General features: G+C 65.7%; 20 protein-coding genes. 12 read left to right on the top strand and 8 right to left on the bottom strand.

What is annotated here, in order from left to right:
- The first annotated feature begins 13 nt into the window (after positions 1 to 13).
- A complete protein-coding gene (locus tag OG326_RS28835; RefSeq protein ID WP_327140269.1) occupies positions 14 to 850 on the top strand; it encodes an MspA family porin in 837 nt (278 codons plus the stop codon).
- A 21-nt stretch (positions 851 to 871) separates the two neighbouring features.
- Here OG326_RS28835 and OG326_RS28830 read toward each other — a convergent pair whose 3' ends face one another.
- Entirely contained in the window at positions 872 to 1,441 is a 570-nt protein-coding gene (locus OG326_RS28830; RefSeq protein WP_327140268.1) for a helix-turn-helix domain-containing protein, read from the bottom strand.
- A 118-nt stretch (positions 1,442 to 1,559) separates the two neighbouring features.
- On the opposite strand from OG326_RS28830, the gene OG326_RS28825 reads away from it, so the two are divergent.
- From OG326_RS28825 to OG326_RS28815, 3 genes are all read left to right on the top strand, one after another.
- Positions 1,560 to 2,345: an aldolase gene (locus tag OG326_RS28825; protein WP_442791060.1), complete on the top strand. Its 786-nt coding sequence runs from the start codon at positions 1,560 to 1,562 to the stop codon at positions 2,343 to 2,345.
- 3 nt (positions 2,346 to 2,348) lie between these two features.
- Positions 2,349 to 3,236, top strand: coding sequence for a dihydrodipicolinate synthase family protein (locus OG326_RS28820; RefSeq protein ID WP_327140266.1), 888 nt, complete (start codon positions 2,349 to 2,351; stop codon positions 3,234 to 3,236).
- Positions 3,237 to 3,457: 221 nt separating this feature from the next.
- Positions 3,458 to 4,882, top strand: a complete 1,425-nt coding sequence (locus OG326_RS28815) for an APC family permease (protein ID WP_327140265.1) — start codon at positions 3,458 to 3,460, stop codon at positions 4,880 to 4,882.
- A gap of 3 nt (positions 4,883 to 4,885) precedes the next feature.
- On the opposite strand, the gene OG326_RS28810 is transcribed toward OG326_RS28815, so the two are convergent.
- Positions 4,886 to 5,881, bottom strand: coding sequence for an alpha/beta hydrolase (locus OG326_RS28810; protein WP_442790840.1), 996 nt, complete (start codon positions 5,879 to 5,881; stop codon positions 4,886 to 4,888).
- Positions 5,882 to 6,045: 164 nt separating this feature from the next.
- Between OG326_RS28810 and OG326_RS28805 the strand changes: the two genes are divergently transcribed.
- Positions 6,046 to 6,477: a hypothetical protein gene (locus OG326_RS28805; protein WP_327140264.1), complete on the top strand. Its 432-nt coding sequence runs from the start codon at positions 6,046 to 6,048 to the stop codon at positions 6,475 to 6,477.
- Positions 6,478 to 6,543: 66 nt separating this feature from the next.
- Positions 6,544 to 7,692, top strand: coding sequence for an acyl-CoA dehydrogenase family protein (locus OG326_RS28800; protein ID WP_327140263.1), 1,149 nt, complete (start codon positions 6,544 to 6,546; stop codon positions 7,690 to 7,692).
- A gap of 1 nt (position 7,693) precedes the next feature.
- Here OG326_RS28800 and OG326_RS28795 read toward each other — a convergent pair whose 3' ends face one another.
- The gene (locus OG326_RS28795) at positions 7,694 to 8,509 is read right to left on the bottom strand and encodes an SDR family oxidoreductase (protein ID WP_327140262.1); all 816 of its coding nucleotides are present in this window, start codon (positions 8,507 to 8,509) and stop codon (positions 7,694 to 7,696) included.
- 249 nt (positions 8,510 to 8,758) lie between these two features.
- Positions 8,759 to 9,160: a hypothetical protein gene (locus OG326_RS28790; RefSeq protein ID WP_327140261.1), complete on the bottom strand. Its 402-nt coding sequence runs from the start codon at positions 9,158 to 9,160 to the stop codon at positions 8,759 to 8,761.
- A gap of 253 nt (positions 9,161 to 9,413) precedes the next feature.
- On the opposite strand from OG326_RS28790, the gene OG326_RS28785 reads away from it, so the two are divergent.
- From OG326_RS28785 to OG326_RS28775, 3 genes are all read left to right on the top strand, one after another.
- Entirely contained in the window at positions 9,414 to 10,451 is a 1,038-nt protein-coding gene (locus tag OG326_RS28785) for an AraC family transcriptional regulator (protein ID WP_327140260.1), read from the top strand.
- Between the two features lie 106 nt (positions 10,452 to 10,557).
- Positions 10,558 to 10,962 carry a DUF1003 domain-containing protein gene (locus tag OG326_RS28780; protein ID WP_327140259.1) on the top strand — a complete coding sequence of 135 codons (405 nt, stop codon included), beginning with the start codon at positions 10,558 to 10,560 and terminating at the stop codon, positions 10,960 to 10,962.
- 34 nt (positions 10,963 to 10,996) lie between these two features.
- Positions 10,997 to 11,557, top strand: coding sequence for a DUF6817 domain-containing protein (locus tag OG326_RS28775; protein ID WP_327140258.1), 561 nt, complete (start codon positions 10,997 to 10,999; stop codon positions 11,555 to 11,557).
- Between the two features lie 138 nt (positions 11,558 to 11,695).
- Here OG326_RS28775 and OG326_RS28770 read toward each other — a convergent pair whose 3' ends face one another.
- Entirely contained in the window at positions 11,696 to 13,057 is a 1,362-nt protein-coding gene (locus tag OG326_RS28770; RefSeq protein WP_327140257.1) for a HAMP domain-containing sensor histidine kinase, read from the bottom strand.
- Positions 13,054 to 13,716, bottom strand: coding sequence for a response regulator transcription factor (locus OG326_RS28765; RefSeq protein ID WP_327140256.1), 663 nt, complete (start codon positions 13,714 to 13,716; stop codon positions 13,054 to 13,056). Before OG326_RS28765 ends, OG326_RS28770 begins: the two co-directional genes overlap by 4 nt.
- Before the next feature lie 102 nt (positions 13,717 to 13,818).
- On the opposite strand from OG326_RS28765, the gene OG326_RS28760 reads away from it, so the two are divergent.
- The 3 genes from OG326_RS28760 (at position 13,819) to OG326_RS28750 (ending at position 18,117) form a co-directional block, all read left to right on the top strand.
- Complete coding sequence (locus OG326_RS28760) at positions 13,819 to 15,741, top strand: glycoside hydrolase (RefSeq protein ID WP_327140255.1); 1,923 nt, start codon at positions 13,819 to 13,821, stop codon at positions 15,739 to 15,741.
- 14 nt (positions 15,742 to 15,755) lie between these two features.
- Positions 15,756 to 16,667 carry an endonuclease/exonuclease/phosphatase family protein gene (locus tag OG326_RS28755; RefSeq protein ID WP_327140254.1) on the top strand — a complete coding sequence of 304 codons (912 nt, stop codon included), beginning with the start codon at positions 15,756 to 15,758 and terminating at the stop codon, positions 16,665 to 16,667.
- A 109-nt stretch (positions 16,668 to 16,776) separates the two neighbouring features.
- Entirely contained in the window at positions 16,777 to 18,117 is a 1,341-nt protein-coding gene (locus OG326_RS28750; RefSeq protein WP_327140253.1) for an ABC1 kinase family protein, read from the top strand.
- A 1,083-nt stretch (positions 18,118 to 19,200) separates the two neighbouring features.
- Here OG326_RS28750 and OG326_RS28745 read toward each other — a convergent pair.
- Together OG326_RS28745 and OG326_RS28740 are read right to left on the bottom strand one after the other, a co-directional pair.
- Positions 19,201 to 21,084, bottom strand: a complete 1,884-nt coding sequence (locus OG326_RS28745) for an HNH endonuclease signature motif containing protein (protein WP_327140252.1) — start codon at positions 21,082 to 21,084, stop codon at positions 19,201 to 19,203.
- A gap of 140 nt (positions 21,085 to 21,224) precedes the next feature.
- A protein-coding gene (locus OG326_RS28740) for an IS3 family transposase (protein WP_442790839.1) occupies positions 21,225 to 22,396 on the bottom strand; the annotation gives its coding sequence in 2 pieces (ribosomal slippage) (positions 21,225 to 22,144 and positions 22,144 to 22,396; 1,173 coding nt in all).
- Between the last annotated feature and the right edge of the window lie 77 nt (positions 22,397 to 22,473).

Genomic DNA, 22,473 nt, shown 5'->3' with positions numbered 1-22,473 from the left:
TAGGACAGGCGCAATGCGGAATTCGATAGGAATCGCGATCGCGGCGTGCGGTTTTCTGCCCACGGTCCTGATCGCGGCCGGTCCGGCCGGAGCGGACACCCAGGTGGCGCTGCCGGATGGTCAGGGGCAGTTCACCGCCCCCGACGGTGTGCTCGTCCAGGTGGCCCGCAGCGGTGAGCAGGCCACACTCTCGGGATCGATGGCCGCGAGTCCGCTCTCGCGCAATGCCATGGTGTCGGCCGTGACCTCGGTGACGGTGACGCCACCGTCCGGCGTCACCGTCACCGGCGGTCATATCGAGACCGGCTATCTGGTGGGTTGCCAGGTCGATCTCAATAGCAAGGTGACCACCGAGGGCAGCGGCAATACCGCGGGCAATGCGACCAAACCCGGTCAGGGCGGCGGCGGCAACTCGGCTCCGGCCACCCCCGACAACGGTGGTGGCGGTGGCGGTGGTGACAACGGCGGCGGTGGCGGCGACAACAGCGGTGGTGGCGGTGGCGGCGGCGGAGGTGGCGGCGGCTACTCCGGCGGTGGTGGCGGAGGCGGTGGCGGCGGACTCTCCGTCGGCACCGGTGACCTCGGCGCGGGTGTCGCACCCACCGGGATCAGCCCGTACGCCGACCCGAATATGACGCTGTCGCTGAAGCCGGGCAAGGTCGCCACCAAGGCGATCCAGACCTACAACTTCACCGGCACCTCGGGCATCACCCAGTACGTGAACCATACGATCGCGGTGGACGGCTGTGCCGGCTACGCCGAAGCCCGTTCGTACACAACGATTCTGGTGCAGGACAATGTCATGGACGTCACCCAGACGCTGTGGGGTCAGCCCTTCAGTCTCGGATAACCGCCTCGGACACGAGGCGCATCAGGCACGCGATCGCGGCGCCGCGGGAACGTCCGCGGCGTCGCGATCGTGTACGACGATGAGCACCTCCGCCCGCTGCGCCGAGATCGAGCGCAGCTGATGCGGGGTGTCGGCGTCGAAGTAGAGGCTGTCGCCCTCGTTCAGCGTGATCACATTGCCCGGGATGGACACCTCCACGGCGCCCTTGTGCACGAAGACGAATTCATCGCCGTGATGATCGACATGGCTGGCGCCCGGTTCGGTGCTCGGCGTGACGACGAAGGGCTGCATGGCCTTTCCCACGATCTGGGTGGCCAGGGGCTGATAGTTCGCCGGTCCGCTCGGCGCGGGCTCGGCGCGTTCACTGCTGCGACCGATAGCCAGTAGTGCGCTGCGATCCGGATTCTCGGAGAACAGCTGGCTGACATCGGCATCCAGGACATGCGCGATGCGCAGCGCCACCGCGATCGACGGTGTGCTCAGGCCGCGTTCGATTTTGGAGATGTAGCTCTTCGTCAGACCCGTGCGCTCGGCGAGGGCGTCCAGCGACAGACCCGCTCGGCGGCGATGCGATCTCAGGAACGCGGACACATCCACTCCTCGGTTTCGTGCGCCCGGTTGCGCAGCAGGAAACTCAGGGTATCGTGATGACACAAGGTGTCCTATTGTGCACGATGTGTCCTGAAGGAGCTGGCTCTTGGCAACAACGATGAATCTGGGCAAGGCCGAACTCATGGCGGCCGCCGAGCGCGCCATGCGCACCGAGATTCCGGTCAGCGGCTGGACCGACCGGCAGAAGATCGCCCTGACCTGCCGGGCGCTGTCGGATGCCGGACATGATTCGGCGCTCGCCGGGCAGATCTCGGCCCGCGGGCAGGCGCCCGGAACATTTCTCACGCAGCGGCTGGGCCTGGGTTTCGACGAGATCACCGCGGCCAATCTGCTGCTCGTGGACGAGGATCTCACCGTGCTCGAGGGTGCGGGAATGGCCAACCCCGCCAACCGTTTTCACAGCTGGATCTACCGCGCGCGGCCCGATGTGAACTGCATCGTGCACACCCATCCGCTGCATATCGCCGCACTGTCCATGCTCGAGATTCCGCTGCAGGTCTCGCAGATGGATATCGCGCCGCTCTATGACGACTGCGCGTTCCTGCCGGATTGGCCCGGAGTTCCGGTCGGCAATGAAGAGGGCGAAATCATTTCCGCGGCCCTGGGCGACAAGCGGGCGATTCTGCTGGCCCATCACGGGCAGCTCGTGGTCGGCGCCACCATCGAAGAGGCCTGCTCGCTGGCGCATCTCATCGAACGCGCGGCGCAACTGCAACTGCTCGCCATGTCGGCGGGCGAGATCAAGCCGCTGCCTCCACGTCTGGCCGCCGAAGCCCATGACTGGACGCTCCGCCCCAAACGTAGTGAGGCGAATTTCGCCTACTATGCGCGCCGGGTGCTCCGGCGTCATCCAGATGTGTTCGAGCTCGACAATTCGGAGTGATCAATGCCTGCAACTGTTTCTGGAATCGTGGCGTACCCGGTGACGCCGTTCTCGGGCGACGGGGAGAAGATCGACGTCGCCGCCCTGCGCATACTGATCGATCGCATGATCGATGCCGGCGTCGACGCCCTCGCGCCGCTGGGCAGTACCGGCGAGAGCGCCTATCTCGACGATGACGAATGGACCCTCGTCGCAAGCGAATCCATCGGCCACACCGCCGGCCGGGTGCCGACCGTGGTCGGGGTCTCGGAGCTCACCACCGCGGGCACCGTCAAGCGCGCCCGGATCGCGGAAAGCTGTGGCGCAACGGCGATCATGGTGCTGCCCATCTCGTACTGGAAGCTCAGCGAGCGCGAACTGCGGCAGCATTTCACCGCCGTCGCCGAGTCGGTGGGGATTCCGGTCATGGTCTACAACAACCCGGGCACCACCGGCATCGATATGTCACCGGAGTTCCTGGTGGGGCTGGTCGACGCGGTCGACAACATCACGATGATCAAGGAGTCGACGGGCGATATCGGTCGTATGCACCGCATTGTCGAACTCGGCGGAGGCGGCGTGCCGTTCTTCAATGGCAGCAATCCGCTGGCGCGCAGTGCCTTCCAAGCCGGTGCGGCCGGGTGGTGCACCGCCGCACCGTGCCTGGTGCCCGACCAGATCGTGCAGTTCTGGAAGCTGCTGCGCGCCAACGAGATCGATCGGGCCGATGAACTCTTCACGCGGCTCGACCCACTGCTGCGGCTGCTGGTCAGCCGCGGCCTGCCCGCGACGGTGAAGGCGGGGCTGCGCGGACTGGGCTTCGAGGCCGGTGACCCGCGCCTGCCGATGCTGCCGCTGGAAACCGATGTCGCCGAAGAATTGGAGATTCTGATCGCCGCCGTGCGCGATTGATCTAGGGCGCGAAATATAAATAGCGAAAATTGGGTCCGCCGATACGAATTCGCCCATCGTATCGACGGCCCTTCGGCATGTCAGTTTCATTGCCGGACAATGAAATTGCCACGTGAGATCCTATTTACGACTCCTTAACGGCGAGCTGCTTTCCGGAAATGCGATGTGGTCACACTCGTGTGTGCCAGATATTCCCGGGGGAATGAGCAAGGAAACGTCGCATGAGTTATACAGAAATCGAACCGTCGACACCGGTGACCGCACCCGCCACGGGACTTCGGACGGGAGCGCTGGGATTTCCGGCGCTGCTGGCCCAGTCGGTGGCCCTGATCTCACCGACGATGACCGCGGCCCTGATCATCCCGCTGGCCTTCTCCTCGGCCGGTTCGGGGACCTGGATGGCGTACCTCTTCGGCACCGGCATGCTGCTGTTCGTCGCCTACAACCTCAATCAGTTCGCCCGGCGTTCCACCTCGCCGGGATCCATGTACGCCTATATCGGCCGCGGCCTCGGACCGGTCAGCGGTGTGCTGTCGGGCTGGACGCTCATCTGGTGCTATCTGTTCATCGGCATTGCCGGGATGACGGGTTTCACCATATTCAGCCGAGAAGTGCTGAGCCTGCTGGGTATTCATTCCGCCATTCCCTCGGTGGTCTTCTTCGTCATTCTCGGAGTGGCCGCATGGGCGCTGGCGGTGAAAGACGTCCGGCTGTCGTCCATGCTGACCCTGGCGCTCGAGGGCATTTCCGTTGTCTGCATTCTGGCCCTGGCGTTTGTTGTGGTCTTCGCGCACGGGGTGCATATCGACACCGATCAATTGACCCTGCACGGCACCTCGCCCAGGGGTATGAGTCTGGCCGTGGTCGCCTGCATCTTCAGCCTCGTCGGATTCGAGAGCGCCACCGCGCTCGGCGGTGAGGCGCGCAATCCGCTGCGCACTATTCCGCGCGCGGTGGTGTGGAGTCTGGTGATCGCGGGGTTGTTCTTCGTGGTGATGAGCTATGTCGAGGTCTACGGCACCCGCAATTCGAGCGCGAGCCTCGACACCCTGGCCATGCCGTTGAACACCCTCGCCGATCTCGACAATGTGGGTTATTTCAAACTGCCGATCGACCTCGGCGCGATGATCAGCTTCTTCGCCCTGTCACTGTCGTGTCTCAATGCCGGTGCGCGGCTGATCTATCCGATGGCCCGGCATTCGGTCTTCCCGGCGGCGCTGGGAAAGGTGCACGCCGCCAATGCGACTCCGGCGGCCGCGCTCACCGGCTACATCGTGCTCATGGTGGGGGTGCCCGCGCTCTGGTCGTCGCAGACCGATGTCCTGACGATCTTCAATGACGCCGGAACGCTCGCCGCCTTCGGATTCCTGCTGGCCTATTTCATGGTCGTGGTGGCGGCCCCGGTGTATCTGCGCAAGCTCGGTGCGCTCTCGCGGCCCGCCGTGGTGGGTTCGGTGCTGGCCTTCGTCTTCCTGCTGGTGCCGACGGTGGGCAGCTTCTATCCGCTGCCGCCGTGGCCGGTCGACCTGTTCCCGTACATCTTCCTGACCTATCTGCTGATCGGCGCCGGCTGGCTGTGGCTGGCCGCTCGCCGGCGGCCGGGCATTCTGGCCGAGATCGAAGCCGATCTGGAGGCCCCGGCCTGAGCGTCAGTGCGCGCCGAGGGCATCGAGGATCATCGGATGGGCCGTGGTGAGGGCCTGCTGCCAGTAGGGCCAGGTGTGTGTGCCCATACCGATGTCGATGCGAGCGCCGATTCGCAAGGCCGCGAGCCGATCTCCGAAAATCCGGGTGGCGGTCAGTGCCATTGCCTCCAGGCCCATCGCATTCACGGTATTGCCGATTCCGTACGGCACGTCGGGCAGACCGGGCACACCATTGCCCGACGTGACGTACATCGGCAGGCCGCGCAGCGATTCGGCCTGGTCGGTGGCGTCGTTGCGGGTCCAGGCGGGATCGCCGGCCGGACCCCACATGTCGTCGACGTCGAAATTGCCCTCGTCCCGCATGGCCGCGCGCATCGCTTCGCCCCAGAGCGGGAAGGTCGGATGCAGGAATCCGGAGAAGGATCCGGCGAAGCGGAACTGATTGCGATGGTGGGCGGCGAGTATCAGCGCCGCATTGCCGCCCATGGAGGCTCCCACAATGGCGTCATTGGTGCGCGACACCCCGTACTTCGCGAGGAAGGCCGGGAGCTCCTTGGTCAGGAAGGTTTCCCACTTGTACGTTGTCGCTTGATGATTGGTGCTGCTCGGCCGATACCAGTCCGTATAGAAGCTCGAGTGGCCGCCGACCGGGAACACCAAAGTGACATTGTCACCGGCGAATTGGCGCAGCGCATCGGTATCGGAGGTCCACTGGCTGTGGTCGCTGGGCGCACGCAGCCCATCCAGCAGGTAGAGCGCGGCGCTGCCGCCCCGAGCCGCCCACTGCACCTGCACCTTGATCTTCCCCATACTGGACGGCACCCAGAGATCCTGCGTACCGCCCGCCGGTGCCCGCACGATCGGCGCGTGCACCGGCCCCGCGGCAGCCACCCCCGCCCCGATCGACAAGACCAGCACCGCCGTCGTCACCACCGTGACGGCCTGGCGCAACCAGCGGAAACCCACCCGCCGCTTTCCGGTCAGCGCAGCTGTATCCACCCGTATACCTCCCACCTGGCCCTCTCAAAGTAACCGACGACCCCGAATCCCGCTGTCGCTCAGGCAAAGCCGCTGCACTTCCGTGTCCCGGCCCGAAATCCGCCGCAAGCCGCCTGGCCGATGGTCGTGCGCGGCTGGGTCACAGGCCGGCCGGGTCGGTGCGGGTGTTCATCTCCGCCAGTGCTCGCGTTCCCAGCGCGAGCAGGCTCGACTTCTCGAAGGCGTACTTCCTGACCGCCGGAATCGCAGGCACCCCACCTGATCAGGGCACCCTTGGCTCAGCCGTGTGGGCGCACCGACTGGTCGACTCCGACACCGCCCGCCGCATCATGACCCTCCGCACCAACTCCCAGGGCATCTACTGCACCACCCAAATGGAAGACAACGCCACCGCCACCGCCCTCAAAGCCCACGGCTACCTGAACCGCTACCTATCCCTGCGCACCGTAAGCAATTTCGACCAGCCCCATCCCGGCCAATCAGTGCTCGACCATCTCGACCACTCCACCGCCGGCTTCCCATTAGCCCTCGACAACGCCTACACCGTCGCCCGCACCGCCACCGACTACCTCCTGAAGAACCCACCTCGGCAGTAGTGGCCAGCGGTCATCCTGGCCGCGATTGTCTGGTATCCGAGTGTGCGGAGGCCGGACGATGGGGGTATGGAACGTGGGCATTACGAGGATGATCACCGGGCGTTCGCGGAGTTGGCGCGGGGGTTTGTGCGGAAAGAGGTTGCGCCGCACTATGTGGAGTGGGAGGAGGCGGGGATTGTGCCGCGGGGGGTGTTTGCGCGGGCGGGGGAGCTGGGGCTGGTGGGGTTTGCGGCGCCGAGGGAGTACGGGGGATTGGGGGTGGGGGATTTTCGGTTCAATCAGATTCTGATCGAAGAGTTCATGGATGCGGATTGTGCCGGGGTGGGGCTGAATCTTGCGCTGCACAATGACATTTGCACGCCGTACTTCACGCAGTTGACCACGCCGGAGCAGCGGGAGCGCTGGGTGCCGGGGTTCGTGGCGGGGACGAGCATTGCCGCCATCGGGATGACCGAGCCGGGAGCGGGGTCGGATGTGGCCGGAATCCGCACGGCCGCAGTGGATATGGGTGATCACTTCCTGGTCAATGGGGCAAAGACGTTCATCACCAACGGAATCAACGGTGATCTCGTCATCACCGCCGTGCGCACCTCGCCCGATCGGCATCGAGGAGTGACCCTGCTGGTGCTCGAGCGCGGTATGCCGGGGTTCGAGCGTGGGCGCAATCTCGACAAGCTCGGGCTGCATTCGCAGGACACCGCGGAGCTCATCTTCACCGATGTCGAAGTGCCGAAGGAGAATGTGCTCGGCGAGGTCGGGCGCGGTTTCGAGTATCTGATGCGGAATCTGCCGCAGGAGCGTATGCAGATCGCGGTGGCATGTTTGGCGCGAGCTCGTGCCGGACTGCGCACGACGATCGAATATGTCGGTGGCCGAACGGCTTTCGGTCAGCCCATCGGCGGCTTCCAGAACACCAAATTCGTGCTCGCGGATGTGGCGACCGAGGTCTCGGTGGCCGAAGCCTTTGTCGACAGGTGCGTCCTGGAACTCAATGCCGGCCGTCTCACCCCCGCCGATGCCGCCAAGGCCAAACTCTGGGCCTCGGAAATGGAATTCCGCTGCCTGGACTGCTGTCAGCAGCTCTTCGGCGGCTACGGCTATATGCGCGAATACCCGATCGCCCGCGCCGCCGCCGACGCCCGCGTCACCCGGGTGTACGGCGGCACCTCCGAGATCATGCGCGAAATCATCGGCCGGGACCTGAAACTCACCTAGGTCAGCGCTTGAGGCCGTAGGAGGCCGCGATGAGCCGCTCCATCACCGTGCGCGGGACCAGTCGCCGCACCGCGAACATGAGCGGCGCATTGCTGCCCACCGCGTACAGCGGCTTGGGCCGGTCGGCCTCGACCGCGCCGGCAATCGTCGCGGCCACCTTTTCCGGTGCGATGCCCTGACCCTGCTTCTCATCCATCTTGGCCATGAAGCGCGTGAATTCCGCTGTGTGCGCGGAACCTTCGTCGATGTACTTGGTGCGCCGCTCGCGCAGTCCGGTATCGATCTGCCCCGGCTCGACGGTGGTGATCCACACGCCGAACGGTGACTCCTCGAAGCGCGCCGCGGTGGCGAAACCGCGCAGCGCGGCCTTGGCCGCCGCATAGGACGAGCGGTAGGGCATGGGGAAACTGCCGAGCATCGATCCGACCATGACGATCCGCCCGTAGCCGCGTGTGCGCATACCGGGCAGCACCGCCTGGGTGAGCGTCACCGCGCCGAACACATTGAGCTGGAAGAGCCGTTCGATCGCCTCGGTCGGCAGCTCCGCGAGCGGCCCGGCCTGGCTCTCACCGGCATTGTTGATCAGCACGTCGACCTCACCCAGCGCCGCGGTGAAGCCTGCGATGGATTCGGCATCGGTGAGATCCAGTGCCCGGTAGTCGACGCCGGGCACGCGATCCGCGTCGGCTATCGAGCTCGGAGTGCGACTGGTGCCGATGACCTGGTGGCCCCGCGCCGCGAAGGCCGCGGCGGTCGCCTTACCGATACCGGACGATGCGCCGGTAACTACCACGGTGCGGGTCGAATTCGCGCTCATGTATCAGCACGTTAGCGGGTTCGCTGTCGGCCCGCCTTCGGCGCCGCTCACAGATGGTCGAGCGAATACCGAGCCACACACCGATTCCGAAGGCCGCGAGGGCCAGAGCAGGCATTAACAGGAGAGTGTGTGAATTCATGCTGGAGCTTCCCTCGGGTAGTCACCGATCCGGCAAACCGGATGCGTATCCCATCGCGGGCGGAAATGCTTTGTTACGTGACGAAACGAGACCGCCGAGCAGGTAATGCCCTAGTTGGGCAGGGGGTAGGTCTGCGCGGGGAGGTCGGTCGCGGTCACCGTGATCCGGCTGAAGTAGCCGTCGACCGGGTCGGTCAGTTCGACTGTCACAGGTAGCGATTCATGTGTGCCCGTCGCGCAGGAGGGTTCGCAAGTATTGCGATTTTGTGTGCCCTTCCCGCGTGCCGAATCGCCGGTCCAGCTCTCCCAGTCGATTCCGGCGACGGACAGATCGGCGTCGGCACAGGTGATGGTGATGTCCTTCGGATGCGACTCCGGTTGGGACAGGCAGTCCTTGACGCCCACCACGGCGGTGGAGGCGGTCGTCGGTGCCGGCGTCGAATCGTCGCCGGACGAACAACCGGCGACCATGAGCCCGAATGCGGCAATGGAGACAGTGGTGAGCAGTCGCATACCAACCGAATCTAGCTCAGGCCCTGCTGAACTCCCCGGAGGCGCCGCGATCAGGGCGCCGTGGGCAGGGTCTCCCTCGCGGTCTCCCGTGCTCGACTGCCCCGATGCGGTGGCTCCAGGGTGGAAATTTGGCGCAGCCACTGGAATAACTGACCCAGACACGGCAGGATCAGCACATGGTCCGGCGGCCGGAATCACACTCGATACCGCCGGAAGCACTTGTTGTTGTGGAGTCGATGAGGACTACAGGTATATGTTCGAATGGGATCTGCTGAGGAATACGTCCAGCGTGCACGCCATGACGCAGCTCGCCGAGGAACGTGGAATGCCTGCCGCGGCCTGCCTGTCCGGGACAGGTCTGTCGCCCGCCACCGTGATCGACCCGAATTCCGAGGTCACCGCGCGCCAGGAAGTCATGGTGGTGCGTAACCTGCTCGCGCGCTTCGGCTCCGAACCCGGGCTCGGCGTCGAGGCCGGCAGCCGCTATCACATTTCGCTGTACGGGCCGTGGGGGCTGGCGCTGCTGGCCAGCCGCACCCTGCGCGATGCGGTGGAGGTGGCGCTGCGGTACGTCGGGCTCGCCTTCGCGTTCGGGCAGATCTCCTTCGAGGAGTCCGGCGGCGAGGCGCGGCTGAGCTTCGACGATCGCGAGGTGCCCGAGGATGTCCGGGCCTTCCTCACCGAGCGCGTGCTGACCGGTATCCAGATGATCGGCCGGGAACTGTTCCCCACCGGCGTGCCGTTCCACCGGGTCGCCTTCCGGCATCAGGGGCCGTCCGATACTTCCCGGTACCGCGAGGTGTTCGGCGTCGAACCGATTTTCGGCGCTCCCGCCAATGTGGCCGCCTTCGACAGCTCCTATCTGGATGTGCCGCTGCCGCAGGCCAATGAGTGGGCCCGCAGCACCTGCGAACAGCTGTGCCGTGATCTGCTGGCCCGCCGGCAGGCTCGTACGGGCGTCGCCGGATCGGTGCGCGATCTGCTGGTCCGCAATCCCGGTGAGGTACCCGATCAGGCCGCGGTGGCGACGGAGCTGTTCATGAGTCCGCGCACGCTGTCGCGCCGGCTCAATGAGGAGGGCACCTCCTTCCGGGCTCTGCTGGACGAGGTCCGCCAACTGCTGTCCGAGGAACTGCTGGACCACACCGATATGACCACCGAGCAGGTGGCGGCCCGCCTCGGTTATGCGGAGGCGGCGTCCTTCATTCGCGCCTTCCGCCGCTGGAAGGGTTGTCCGCCACAGGAATACCGGGCACGAGGGGTGCGGGCGCGGGTGCCGGAGGCGGTGTAGCGATTCGGGGTGACGCACGGGTCGGCTCGCGGAACGATCCTGTCGCCGCGAACGCGGCTACGATTCCGGCAGCAGCCTGCCCGCCGATCCGTTCAGGAGACCGTCCGTGACGAAGTCGTCGCAGCCCATGCAGCATCCCGCCGTCATCAACCTGCGTGAACAGCGTGCCGCGAATCTGCAACTGCGCATTGCGGACTGGATCACCAAGTTCGCGGGCTCCATGCTGTTCGTCTACATCCATGCGGTCGGGTTCGCCCTCTGGATGATTCTGGTCGAGAAGTCGCCGTGGCCGACGCTCACACTGGTCGTCTCGCTGGAAGCCATCTTCCTGTCGACCTTCGTCATGATCGGCCAGAACCGGCAGGCCGAATTCCAGCAGATGAAGGCCGATCACGATTTCACCGAGCAGGAGCTGGAGCTCAAGACCAATACCGAACTCACCCGGGCCATCCATCAGATGACCACCGAACTGCACCGCCGCCTGCTCGATCAGCCGGACAGCAGCCAGTAGCGGTCGTGCCCGTGCAGGGCGCAAACTGAGAGGCGTGAAAGCTTTCGGGCGGAACGGGTTTCGACGCGGTCATGCGGAGCAGTTTCTGGTCGGCCACGGTGCGGACCGCATACCGCACCCGGGCGGTACGCTGCTGGCGCACCTGATCCGGGTGGCCGATGTGCTGGCCGGCTGGGATGCGGACGAGAACATCCAGCTCGCGGGTCTGTGCCACGCCGCGTACGGCACCGACGGCTTCGCGCAGTCCCTGCTCGAACTGCCCGAGCGCGCCACCCTCGCCGCGCTCATCGGCAATCAGGCCGAAGCCCTCGTCTACTTCTACGGCAGTTGTGACCGCGGCTTCGTCTATCCGCGCCTCGCGACCTCCCCCGTGCTGTTCCGAGACCGCTTCACCGGTGCGGATTCTCGCCCGCCGACGCCCGCCATGAGCGCCTTCCTGGAGATCACCGCCGCCAACGAACTGGACGTCATGGCGCATAACGAGGCGCTGGCGGCTCAACACGGCGCAGCGCTGCACGCTCTCTTCGCGGGCGCCAGGCAATACCTCTCGCCGAAGGCGTGGGAGGCCTGCGACGCGCAGCTCAGGCCTGAGTAGTGCCGAGCGCTCTGCGAAATTCGTGATCGTCGAGAGCGCCGCTGGGCCGATACCACTTGCCTCGAATGTCCATATGCCTCAGGTCGGCGAGTCCGATCGGCGATGCTCGCCACGACGTTTCGCATCCTCGGCGCGCGATCAGCTGGGAAAGGTGAGGCGGAATTCGGATCCTCGGCCGGGTTCGGAGACTAGGCCGATTTCCGCGCTGTGCAGTTCGGCGACCTGCGCCACGATGGCCAGGCCCAGGCCGTGGCCCGCAGTGGTGCGGGCGGTGGGGGAGCGGTAGAAGCGGTCGAAGACGTGCGGTACGTCTTCGGCGGCAATGCCTGCGCCCGTATCGTGAACTGTCAGCTGCCGGTGACTCAATCGCACGTGGACGGTCGCGCCGGGCGGACTGAATTTGGCGGCATTGTCGAGCAGGTTGGTGACCGCGCGGGCCAGTCGGGCGGCCGCGCCCTGGACCGTGGTCGGCTCCAGTTCGGTGTCGAAGATGATTGCGGGCCAATGCCTTCGGGCGGTCTGCACCCGCTCTGCGACCAGCGCATCCAGCCGCAGATCTTCCAGGACTTCGTGTGGCGCGGCAGGATCGTCGGCGCGGGCGAGGTCGATGAGATCGGTGACCAGCCCCGACAGCTCTTCCGACTGCACCCGCAGCGCGGCGACGGTGTCCCCGAGCTGGCTCGGCGTCAGGCGTGCAGAGCGGCGCAGTAGATCGATATTGGTGCGCAGCGCGGTGAGCGGCGTGCGCAGCTCGTGTGAGGCGTCGGCGATCAAACGCTGCTGTGCCGCAAGGGAATTCCGCTCGCCCGTGAGTGCCGCGTCGAGTTCGTCGAGCATGGTGTTGACGCTGGTCCCCAGCCGGGCCAGCTCATCGGAGCCGGTAATCACTATGTGCTCGTTGGGATCCCGGGTGCGCGCCACCCGCTCGGCCGCCCGGGTCAATGCCGCCACCGGCGCCAGTGCCCGCCGCGCGAGCACGGTACCGATGGCCGCCGCCAGCAGTATCCCTGCCGCGGCGGCGGCGAGCAGTGCGATGCCGACCCGCCGCAGACCGGTATCGACCGTCTCGGATCGCTGTGCCACCTGCACGGCGCTTCCCGGCCGCAGCGGTGCGGTGTACATGCGCATGCGATAACCGGCCAGGGTGATATCGCTGAAGTACCCGTCCGCCGAACCTGTTGCGACATCCCGTGTTCGGGCGTTTATCGGCAATGTGGCGTCGGGTGCATGCTCGGATTCGATGGTCCCGTCGGCTGCCACCACCTGCACGCAACTCGGTGCCGCCAAGTACTCGCACGGCCCCGACATGGCGGCCACCTGCGGTTCGACCGGAAACTGCCGAATGATCCGCGTGGCCTGCCGGCGCAGCCCCAGATCCAGCGCACTGTTCAACTCGTGCCCGGTCACGACATATGCGGCGGTGCCCATGCCCGCGAGCGCCAAAGCCATTGCCAGCACGAAGAATACGGCGATCCGCCCCCGCAGCCCGAGCCGCTTCATACTGCGCCCAGCCGGTAGCCGACTCCGCGCACCGTATGGATCAGCGGCGGTTCCCCGGCGGTTTCGACCTTGCGCCGCAGATAGCGGATGTAGACCTCGAGCGAATTCGACGAATGGTGGCCCCACACGCGGTCGATGAGCATCTCGCGCGGCAGCGCCTGCCCCGCATTGCGCAGCAGCACCTCGAGGAGCGCGAATTCGGTTCGGCTGAGCTCGATCTCGCGCCCGGCGCGGCGCACGGTATGCGCGGCGGTATCCATGATCAGATCCGCCGCCGACAGCACCGCGCCGTCCTCGGGATAGGTGCGCCGCACCAGCGCCCGCACCCGAGCCAGCAATTCGTCCAGATCGAACGGCTTGACGAGATAGTCGTCGGCGCCCGCATCGAGCCCGGCAATGCGGTCGGCCACCGCATCACGCGCGGTGAGCATGAGAATCGGCGTGCGGTCACCGCGCCCGCGCAGGGTGCGGCAGGCCGTCAGCCCATCCATGAACGGCATCAGCACATCCAGCACCACAACCTCCGGCTGCCACCGGGCAATCGCCTCCAGCGCGGCAGCGCCGTCGACCGCGGAGTGGGTCTCGTAGCCCTCGCTGTCGAGGGCGCGCACCAGCGCCTCCCGCACCGCCGCTTCGTCGTCGACCACCAGTACCCGCACGCCTGGGACTATACGTAATACCTCTGCCTGCGCCTTCTCATCGGACTCTCATCTCGGACCGAGAGGGTGGCGACCATGAGACTTCGGAGATCGCCTCGAGCCGTGGCCGTGATCGCGCTGCTGAGTCTGACGGCCACCGGGATCACGGCCTGCGGTGAGGACACATCTGCCGCCCGTCCGAAAATTGATGGCAATCGTGTGGTTATCCCCATGGGCGGCGGCAGTGCGGACGTCGACACCACTTCGCTGGCGGTCACGGCGACCGCCGACGGACACAGCGTCGAACTGTCCGCGGCGGCAGCCGACCCGCTGGGCGCGCCCGGCCCGGTGCGGATCGACGGCACCCAGGCGCACTGGGCTTACCCGGACCGTGCGCTGACGGTGACCGCGACCACCGAGGACGGGCGTCTGCGAATCACGGTGCACAGCGACCGCGACTCGACACTCACCTGGCCGGTCACCGGCGGCGATACGAGCGCGACCGCGCTGCAGATCCCGCGCGGCGAGGGGCTGTCCCTGCCCGTGCGGGACCCGTTCTGGAACGGCCCCGATACCGGACTCATCGGCGAGCCCCTCGCCTTGACCTCCGGTCTGACCATGCCGTTCTGGGGCTACACCCTCGGCGCTCGCGGAGTCGGCTATATCGTGCCCACCGATATCGGCAGCAGCCTGACCGTGAATTCCGTTGCGGGCAAACTGCTCTCCAGCGCCGCACACGACTTCGACGAGCGCGCGGGCACTCGCGACTACTCGGTGAGTTTCGCACTCACGGATGGGTCACCCGTCGCCGCTGCGAAGGACTACCGCGATGAGCTGATCAAGCATGGCGGGTTCGTGTCGATGACGGACAAGATCAAGCAGAATCCGCGGATTGCCAAGCTGCTGGGCGCTTTCCACGCGTACCTGTGGGGCGACGGCCGCAGCCCGGAGGCCATCGCGCAGATGCGTGACCTCGGGCTGAGTCAGATGTGGCTGGGCTATGACGCCGATGACCACCCGATGACCAAGGCGGCGATCGACGCCGCCGAGAACGCCGGATACCTTGCCGGACCCTACGATTCGTGGGACAACGCCCAGGATCCCGCCACCGCCGACAACCCCGGTTCGCGCTGGCCCGGCCGGATCTGGCCGGAGGGCTGCGTCCACGATGCCGAGGGCAAGCCCGAGAACGGTTTCGGCGGCCGCGGCTGCTATGTGAGTTCGCAAGCGCTGAAACAGGATCCGGCGCTGTACCGGGATCGCTACGCGCAGATGTCCGCCAATGGCGCGAACACCTACTTCCTCGATGTCGATGCCGCCGGCGACTTCTTCGACGACTACGCCGCCGCGCACCCGATGAATCAACAGCAGGACCGCGCCAACCGCCTCGACCGCATGCGCTGGCTCGCCGAGCGCGGGCAGGTGCTCGGATCGGAGGCGGCGGGGGCCTGGGCGGCACCGGTGCTCGCGTTCGATCACGGTGCGCAGAACCCGATTTCGGATGAGCTCTGGAAGTTTCAGCGCGATCGTCAGGTCTGGGGCGCCTACTACCCGGAGCAGGCGCCGCAGGTGTTCTTCAAGCCGGTCGACCTGCCCGAGAATCTGGTGCGGTCGATGTTCGATCCGGTGTACCGCGTGCCGCTGTACGAAACCGTCCTGCACGATTCGCTGGTCAATGTGGACCGGTGGGAGCTGTCGTACTACAAACTCCCGCAGCAGCAGACCATGCGCGCCCTCACCGCCATTCTGAACAACACCCCGCTGAACTTCGCCCTGGACCGCGCCACCTTGACCGCCCGCGGTCCCGAAATCGCACGCCTGCAACAGTTCTTCGCACCACTGCACCAGGCGGCGGGCACCCTGCCCATGACGGACTTCCGGTGGCTCACCGATGATCATCTGGTGCAGCGCAGTGTCTTCGGCGACGGCGAGCTCACTGTCACCGCCAATTTCGGTGCGGCCGATTCCGGTGGTCTGCCTGGGGGGTGTGTGGATGCGCAAGTGACGGGCGACAAGACGCCGCGACGACTGTGTCCTGTCCAGTGAATCAGCTGCACGACGTGAACAGGGTCAGCATCGGCAAGATCGCCGTATTCGCGAGTGCGGCAGCACTTCTCACGTTGCTGCTTATCGCGCACACCAGGATCCCGGATATCGGCGGCCTCGGCGTCGCAATGGATACCGCAGCGCCGTGGCTCGGCGCGCTGATCCCGGTGTTGGCAGTGGTCGCCGTCCTGTGCCGATGCCCGGCAGGTGCGGTCGCCGCCTTGGTTCCACTGATGGCCTGGGCCTATCTCTTCGGATCGTGGTGGGCGCCCGGTGCGCCGGCCGTCCCGGAGTCGCAATCGGTCCGAGTCGTATCGCAGAACCTGTTCGCCGCCAACACTTCTCCGGTAGCAACCGCTCGTGCGCTCGCCGCCATCAATGCTGACATCATCGCGGTGCAGGAGCTCGGCGGCAGCAATCGTGAAGCGGTGCTCGGCATCCTGGACGACGATTACCGCTACCACGACGAACTCGGCACCGTCGGGCTGTGGAGCCGATACCCGATCTCGGATACCAGTGCCGTCGACGTAGGCGTGGATTGGCATCGCGGGCTGCGCACCCGAATTGCCACTCCGCACGGAGAACTCGTCGTGTACGTCGTGCACCTGCCATCGGTTCGCCCGGGCGACACCGCAACCCGCAACAACGGCCTGAGCGTCCTTTCCCGCGCGCTGAGCAAGGAAGGCGCAGACCGCGTCGTGGTAGCCGGTGACTTCAATACCGCAGGCACCGACCGGCACTGGTCCGCCTTCGCCCCCGGCTACCGGGACAATCACTCGGGCGCGGGCTTCACCTGGCCCGCCTCCTTCCCGCTTGCCCGCCTGGACCACATTCTCGGGCGTGGTGTGACGATCACCGATCCGGTGGTCCTGCGTGTCCCCGGCCCTGATCACCGTGCGGTATCGGCGGTCATCGGGCTGGGCTGACACCGTGGTGACCGGCACGTGATCGACCGGCCCCGGAAACGCGCCTACACTGTCTGGGACGGGAGTCGGGCGGGCTCGGGGGAGCGCTCCGGAGGAAAGGATCGGCAACGTGGCCGGACTCAGAAGAAAAGGCATCGCCCGCATGGCCAAGGTGGCGAGCATTCCCGCGACGCTCATGGCGCAGCGCGTGGCCGCCACCGGACGCGGACTGCTGTCAGGTGCGGAACGCGGCGGCATTACCGACGAGATGCTCGACGCGGCCGCCGATCAGGTCTTCGCGGTGCTCGGTGAGCTCAAGGGCGGAGCCATGAAACTGGGCCAGGCCCTCAGCGTCGCCGAGGCGGCAGTGCCCCCGCGCTTTTCCGACCACTTCCGCGAGGCGCTCACCCGATTGCAGCAGGAGGCCCCGCCCATGCCGGTGGCCGACACTCACCGCATGCTCGACCTGCAACTGGGCACGGCCTGGCGCAAGCGCTTCACTCACTTCGACGATCAGCCGATTGCCGCGGCCAGTATCGGCCAGGTGCACAAGGCGATCTGGCACGACGGGCGCGAAGTCGCGGTGAAGGTGCAGTATCCGGAGGCGGAGGAATCGCTGCGCGCGGATCTCAAAATGCTGCAGATGGTTTCGGGCGCCTTCAACACCCTGCTCGCCGGAACCAATGCGCGCCAGCTCATCGAAGAGTTCCTGGCCCGCACCGACGACGAACTCGACTACCGCATCGAAGCCGCCTACCAGCGCCGCTTCGCCAAGGCCTTCGCCGGCGACCCGCAATTCTTCATCCCCCGCGTGGTAGCCGCCGCACCCAAGGTCCTGGTCTCCGAATGGATGGACGGCGTGCCGCTGTCCCGCATCATCGCCAATGGTGCTCGCCCAGAACGCAATCGCGCCGGGCTCCTGCTCGCCGAGTTCGCCCTCTGCTCACCCTCCCGCGTCGGTCTGCTGCACTGTGACCCGCATCCGGGGAACTTCCAACTGCGCCCCGACAACCGCCTCGGCATCATCGATTTCGGCGCGTGCGCCCTGACTCCCCACGGAATCCCCCGTGCCGTAGGCCGATTGGCCCGCTGCGCACTGACCGAGGACTACGCAGGCATGGAGCAGGTTCTCCGCGAGGAAGGCTTCATAAAACCCGGCGCACCCATCGACATGGCTCCCCTCCAAAACCGCATCACCCCCGTTCTCGCCCAGATCAACGGCACCGACTTCCACTTCACCCGAGCGTTCCTCCAAGAGGAGGTAGCCCGCTCACTAGAGCCCGAAAACATCTCCCTCACCAACGCCCGCGCCATGCGCGCACCCGCCGATCGCCCCGAATATGCAATGCTCGGAAGGGTTCTCGGGGGAGTGGTAGGGATATGCGCCCAACTCGACGCCGAGGGCCCATTCATCGCACTGGCCGAGAAATGGATCCCAGGACTAGGCGACAGCGAGTCCGCGGCCTCATAGTGTGTCGCTCCCCGGTGTCATACAGAACAACAAGAAGCGTGGGAATCCTGGCAGCCGAACCCGACCTTAGCTCCCCAACCAGGGAGGAACCTGCAGCCCTGTACAGGGTGACCCGCTGGGTCCCGCTTCAGAGCACCTGAAAGGCCAAGTCCGGCGGCGGGCCTGTAGGCCGGGGCGAGAAATCCACGGTGCACCGGCCGTTTCGATGGCGAGAACATCGACGGCTGGCGACGAAACAGCGGGTGTCTCAGCGGCACAACGGTTATCGGGCCTGTGCCGTGCGGATACCTGCTGTGCGGTCGGGGAGAAGCGCGGTGTGGTGCCCGCTTCAGGTGGTTTCGAGGCCGAGATGAGGTCGGTGCACCTGGGTTGCGTGCGTCGAGAGGCGGTGGTGGGTCTCCGGGTGCGGGCAGGGCCCGAGATGGCTGTGCTGGTGGCGTCGGGTGGGGTACCCGATTTACCTTCCGCAGTATGGAGGTACCTGCGGTACCGGCGGGGTCGACCGGCTGTGGTCCGGTTTCCGAGACAAACCCGAAAAGACAAAACCCGAAAGGCCAAGTCCGGCGGTGGGCCTACAGGCCGGGGGCGAGAAGTCCAGGTGTACCGGCCGTTTCGGCATAGAACCCATCGGCCACCGGGATGGAACAGCGGGTGTCTCTGCGGCACAACGGTTACCGGGTCTGTGCCGTGCGGATACCTGCTGTGCGGTCGGAGAGAAGGGTAGCGTGGTGCCCGCTTCAGGGGGTTTCGAGGCCGAGATGGGGCCGGTGCACCTGGGTTGTGTGCGTCGAGAGGTGGTGTTGGGCCACGGGGTGCGGGCAGGGCCCGAGATGGCCGTGCTGGTGACGTCAGGTGGGGTACCCGATTTACCTTCCGCAGTAGGGAGGTACCTGCGGTACCGGCGGGGTCGACCGGCTTTGGTCCGGTTTCAGAGACAAAACCCGAAAAGACAAAACCCGAAAGACCAAGAACCGAGAACCAAGACCCCGAAACCCCCACTCGCACAACGACCTGTAGCACCGACGGGAACGAACCCCGGCGGTGGAACAGGTACAGACAGGTGTCAGCAGGCGGGTGTGGAACCTACTGCCGGTAGCGCTGTAGTTCCCGCTCGTTACGAGCCCGGATCCGCGCCACCGCAGCAGCCTTCAGCTCGAGCGGGTGGTGCAGGTGATTGACCTGTGGTTCCCCGCTGGGGTTGATGTGCGGGGGCCCGATCCACCCGGTCCGCCCCGGAAACTCCGACTCCGGTCCCATGACCACCGTTTTCCACCCTCCGGGTCCGTCGTGGACCTGGGCATGGCAGTGATCGCACGCGAGGGTGAGGTTGTCGATATCGGTGCGCCCACCGTTGCTCCACTCGGTGATGTGATGCACCGCGCACATCGTCGCCGGGGCATCGCACCCAGGGCGGGTGCAGCCCTTCTCGGAGGCGATGAGCGCCAGTCGTTGTGCGGCACTGGCCAACCGGGGAACCCGCTCGGTCCCGAAGGACCGCGGTCCGAACACCAAGCAGGCTGGCCGGGTGCCGTGGCCGGTGCTCGCCGATCCTGAACCATCCTCGTTGCCAGCTGCACAGAGGTCGTGGCTGGAACCGTCTGCCCGCGAACCGGTCTCGGCGCTGACAGTGCACGCACCGGTACCGCAGCTTCCCGACTGGCAGTCGCATTCGGTGCCCGATGAGCCGGGGGCATGGTCGGGACCGGCCGTACCCGGAACCCTCTCGGCGCCGGTAGGCAGGGCGCGGTGTCCGAGATCAGCCGACCCGCACTCGCGATCGGCATCACCTGTCTGCGAACCGGGCTCGAAACCGGCCGGGTGAGCACCGAAATCGAGGCCCGCCGTACGGGACTCGCACTCGATGCTCGAGGAGTTGCGGGTGTGGTCCAGGTTCACCGAGCGGGTACCGCGACCCAGATACAGCGGCAACCCCACCGGGTTCAGCACCGCCAGATACTTGTTCGACTTCGCCGCCAACTCCAAAGCTTCCGGGATCGACACGATCCCACCGGACGCGGTCGTGGCGACACCGGCGTCGGCTTCCAGATCCGTCACGCTCATCGTGACGATCACCGACACCGGCAGACCACGATGCCTACCCAACTTCGCCGGGCCACCGAACTCCGGGCGCAAGAACGCCAGCAGCGCATCATGATTACGCTGCGCCGGAGTACGGGTATCACGCTCGACACACGCCGCCATCGCCTTGGCATCGAGCTTGTGCTCGGACACCCACGGGCTCTGCGGATCCTTCGGATTGCACATACCCGGGCGGGCCAGCTTCGCGAACACCGGCTCGAGGACCGAGCGCAGCTTGCGGTTGATCTCCCCGTTCCACGGAGACATCCCATCCGCACGCTCGGCACCCAGGGTGAGACCGCGCATGCGTTCACGATCGGCATCGGAACTCAACGAGCCATCCGGATCCAAACCCGCGAGCAACACTTCACCCATCACCGGCAACCCTTCCGGGTACCCGGTGGGCGCGAACTCGGTCAACTGCAACTCGGTGGCCTCACGAACGTCCATGTCGAGACTGCCGGGCAACCGGTTCATCACCGTCATGATCCGCCGCACATGATCGACACCGATCACCCCTTCACGGTGCGCGGCAGCCACGTGCGCCAGGGTCGGTTCCAGCTCCACACCGGAGACGATGCGCGGACCGGTTTCCACCGCGACGCTGACCCGGGACGCGGCGTCGGCGCGGGAGATACCCAAGGTTTGACGCAGGAACACCTTCGGGGACGCGACCCCACCCCGCTGGGCCAGGCCACGACTGGTGGTTTCCACGACGAAACGGGTTTTGACTGCTTCGAGTTTGCGGGTGCAGGTTTCGACTTCCCGCATGAGTGCGATGAATTCGTCATCGTGCAACGGAACCAGGGACGCGTTCAGGAGGTGACCGACCGCTACCGACAGTGCGTGCGCACTCTCGGTGTTCACGGTTTCTCCCCCTGGATTCATACCACTATTCTACCGCCGTGAGATGGGCACGGAAAGGTGAATTGTGGTGTGATATAAGGATATTCAGACTGGCGGACCGACCAGCCTCTTTCGCGGCTTTGAGGAGCCGGAAGGAATTCGGACAGTGAGGGTTTGGTCTGTCAGGCTGCCTGGTTCTGTTCGGACCATTCGGACTCTACCTCGTTGGGTGTGCGGTAGCCAATCGCTGAGTGCAGCCGAATCTGGTTGTACCGCAACTCGATATAACGAGTGATGTCTTCCTCGGCAGCTGCCCTGGTCCGATAGTGCGTCCGGTAGACACGTTCATTCTTCAAGGTCCCGTTGAATGATTCGGCCCAGGCGTTGTCGTAGCAGACCCCGGTCCGCCCCACCGACCGGAGAATGTTCAATTCCTTCGCGACACCGGCGAACGCCGCGGACAGATATTGAGTACCGCGGTCGGAATGGAATACCGTGACCCCTGGCACGAAACTAACTGTGCGGCAGGCCATTCGCAACGCGTCTGTGACGAGTTCGGCACGCATGTGTTCGGCCATCGCGTAGCCGACTACCTTCTTGGAAAAACAATCCAGCACAGTCGCGAGATAGAGCCAGCCCTCCGCAGTGCGAACGTAGGTGATGTCGCCGACCAGCTTGAGGCCGGGCCGGTCGGCGGTGAAGTCACGCCGTACCAGGTCCAGCAACACGCCTGCGTCGCCGGCGAGGGTCGTGACCGGCCGGAACGGGCGCGGCTGGCAGGCCACCAAACCCAACTCACGCATGATCGACCGCACCGTCTCCGGATCGGCGATGGTGCCCCACCGGGCGAGCTGAGCGTGGACGCGACGATACCCATACGTGCCGTCGGAATGTTCGAACGCGAATTGAACTTCAGCAGAAAGGATCTCGCGCCGAACAGTGGTCACCGAGACCGATCTGCTCTTCCAGTCATAATAGCCGGACCTGGATACTTTCGACCACCTGCACATCCTGGAGACCGGGTAGTTTCCTTCTTCGGATTCGATGAACGCGTACTTCGCGGTCACCGGAACCTCTTCGCGAAGAAGGCCGCCGATTTTCCCAGGAACTCGTTCTCCGCCTCCAACTCTCGCACCCGGCGCTCGAGTTCGGCCAACCGCGCCTTATCAGGTATCGACAACTCCGGCTCCACGACCACATGGGTTTGCCGATAGTTCTTCACCCAGTAGTTCAAGGTCTGCTCGATCAACCCCAACTCGCGCGCAACCTCGGCCACCGTCCGTGACCGCTCGACCACTTCTCTGGCCGCCGCCTCACGAAACTCCGGCGAATACCGCGTATTCTTCCGTGCCACAACAACTCCGTTCGGTGAACCCCGACTCTACTTCGGGGCCACTGTCCGAGAACCTTCCAGCGCCTCATTCGCGGCTT

This window comes from Nocardia sp. NBC_01327 (assembly GCF_035958815.1).
GTDB lineage: Bacteria > Actinomycetota > Actinomycetes > Mycobacteriales > Mycobacteriaceae > Nocardia.
The sequence above is the reverse complement of the archived record's forward strand: the minus strand, read 5'-3'. Positions and strand labels throughout refer to the sequence as shown.

Coding starts and splice junctions, on each gene's coding strand:
- OG326_RS28820 (WP_327140266.1), top strand. CDS start 2,349: ATGCCTGCAACTGTTTCTGGAATCGTGGCGTACCCGGTGACGCCGTTC.
- OG326_RS28835 (WP_327140269.1), top strand. CDS start 14: ATGCGGAATTCGATAGGAATCGCGATCGCGGCGTGCGGTTTTCTGCCC.
- OG326_RS28815 (WP_327140265.1), top strand. CDS start 3,458: ATGAGTTATACAGAAATCGAACCGTCGACACCGGTGACCGCACCCGCC.
- OG326_RS28800 (WP_327140263.1), top strand. CDS start 6,544: ATGGAACGTGGGCATTACGAGGATGATCACCGGGCGTTCGCGGAGTTG.
- OG326_RS28795 (WP_327140262.1), bottom strand. CDS start 8,509: ATGAGCGCGAATTCGACCCGCACCGTGGTAGTTACCGGCGCATCGTCC.
- OG326_RS28770 (WP_327140257.1), bottom strand. CDS start 13,057: ATGAAGCGGCTCGGGCTGCGGGGGCGGATCGCCGTATTCTTCGTGCTG.
- OG326_RS28785 (WP_327140260.1), top strand. CDS start 9,414: ATGTTCGAATGGGATCTGCTGAGGAATACGTCCAGCGTGCACGCCATG.
- OG326_RS28825 (WP_442791060.1), top strand. CDS start 1,560: ATGAATCTGGGCAAGGCCGAACTCATGGCGGCCGCCGAGCGCGCCATG.
- OG326_RS28745 (WP_327140252.1), bottom strand. CDS start 21,084: ATGAATCCAGGGGGAGAAACCGTGAACACCGAGAGTGCGCACGCACTG.
- OG326_RS28790 (WP_327140261.1), bottom strand. CDS start 9,160: ATGCGACTGCTCACCACTGTCTCCATTGCCGCATTCGGGCTCATGGTC.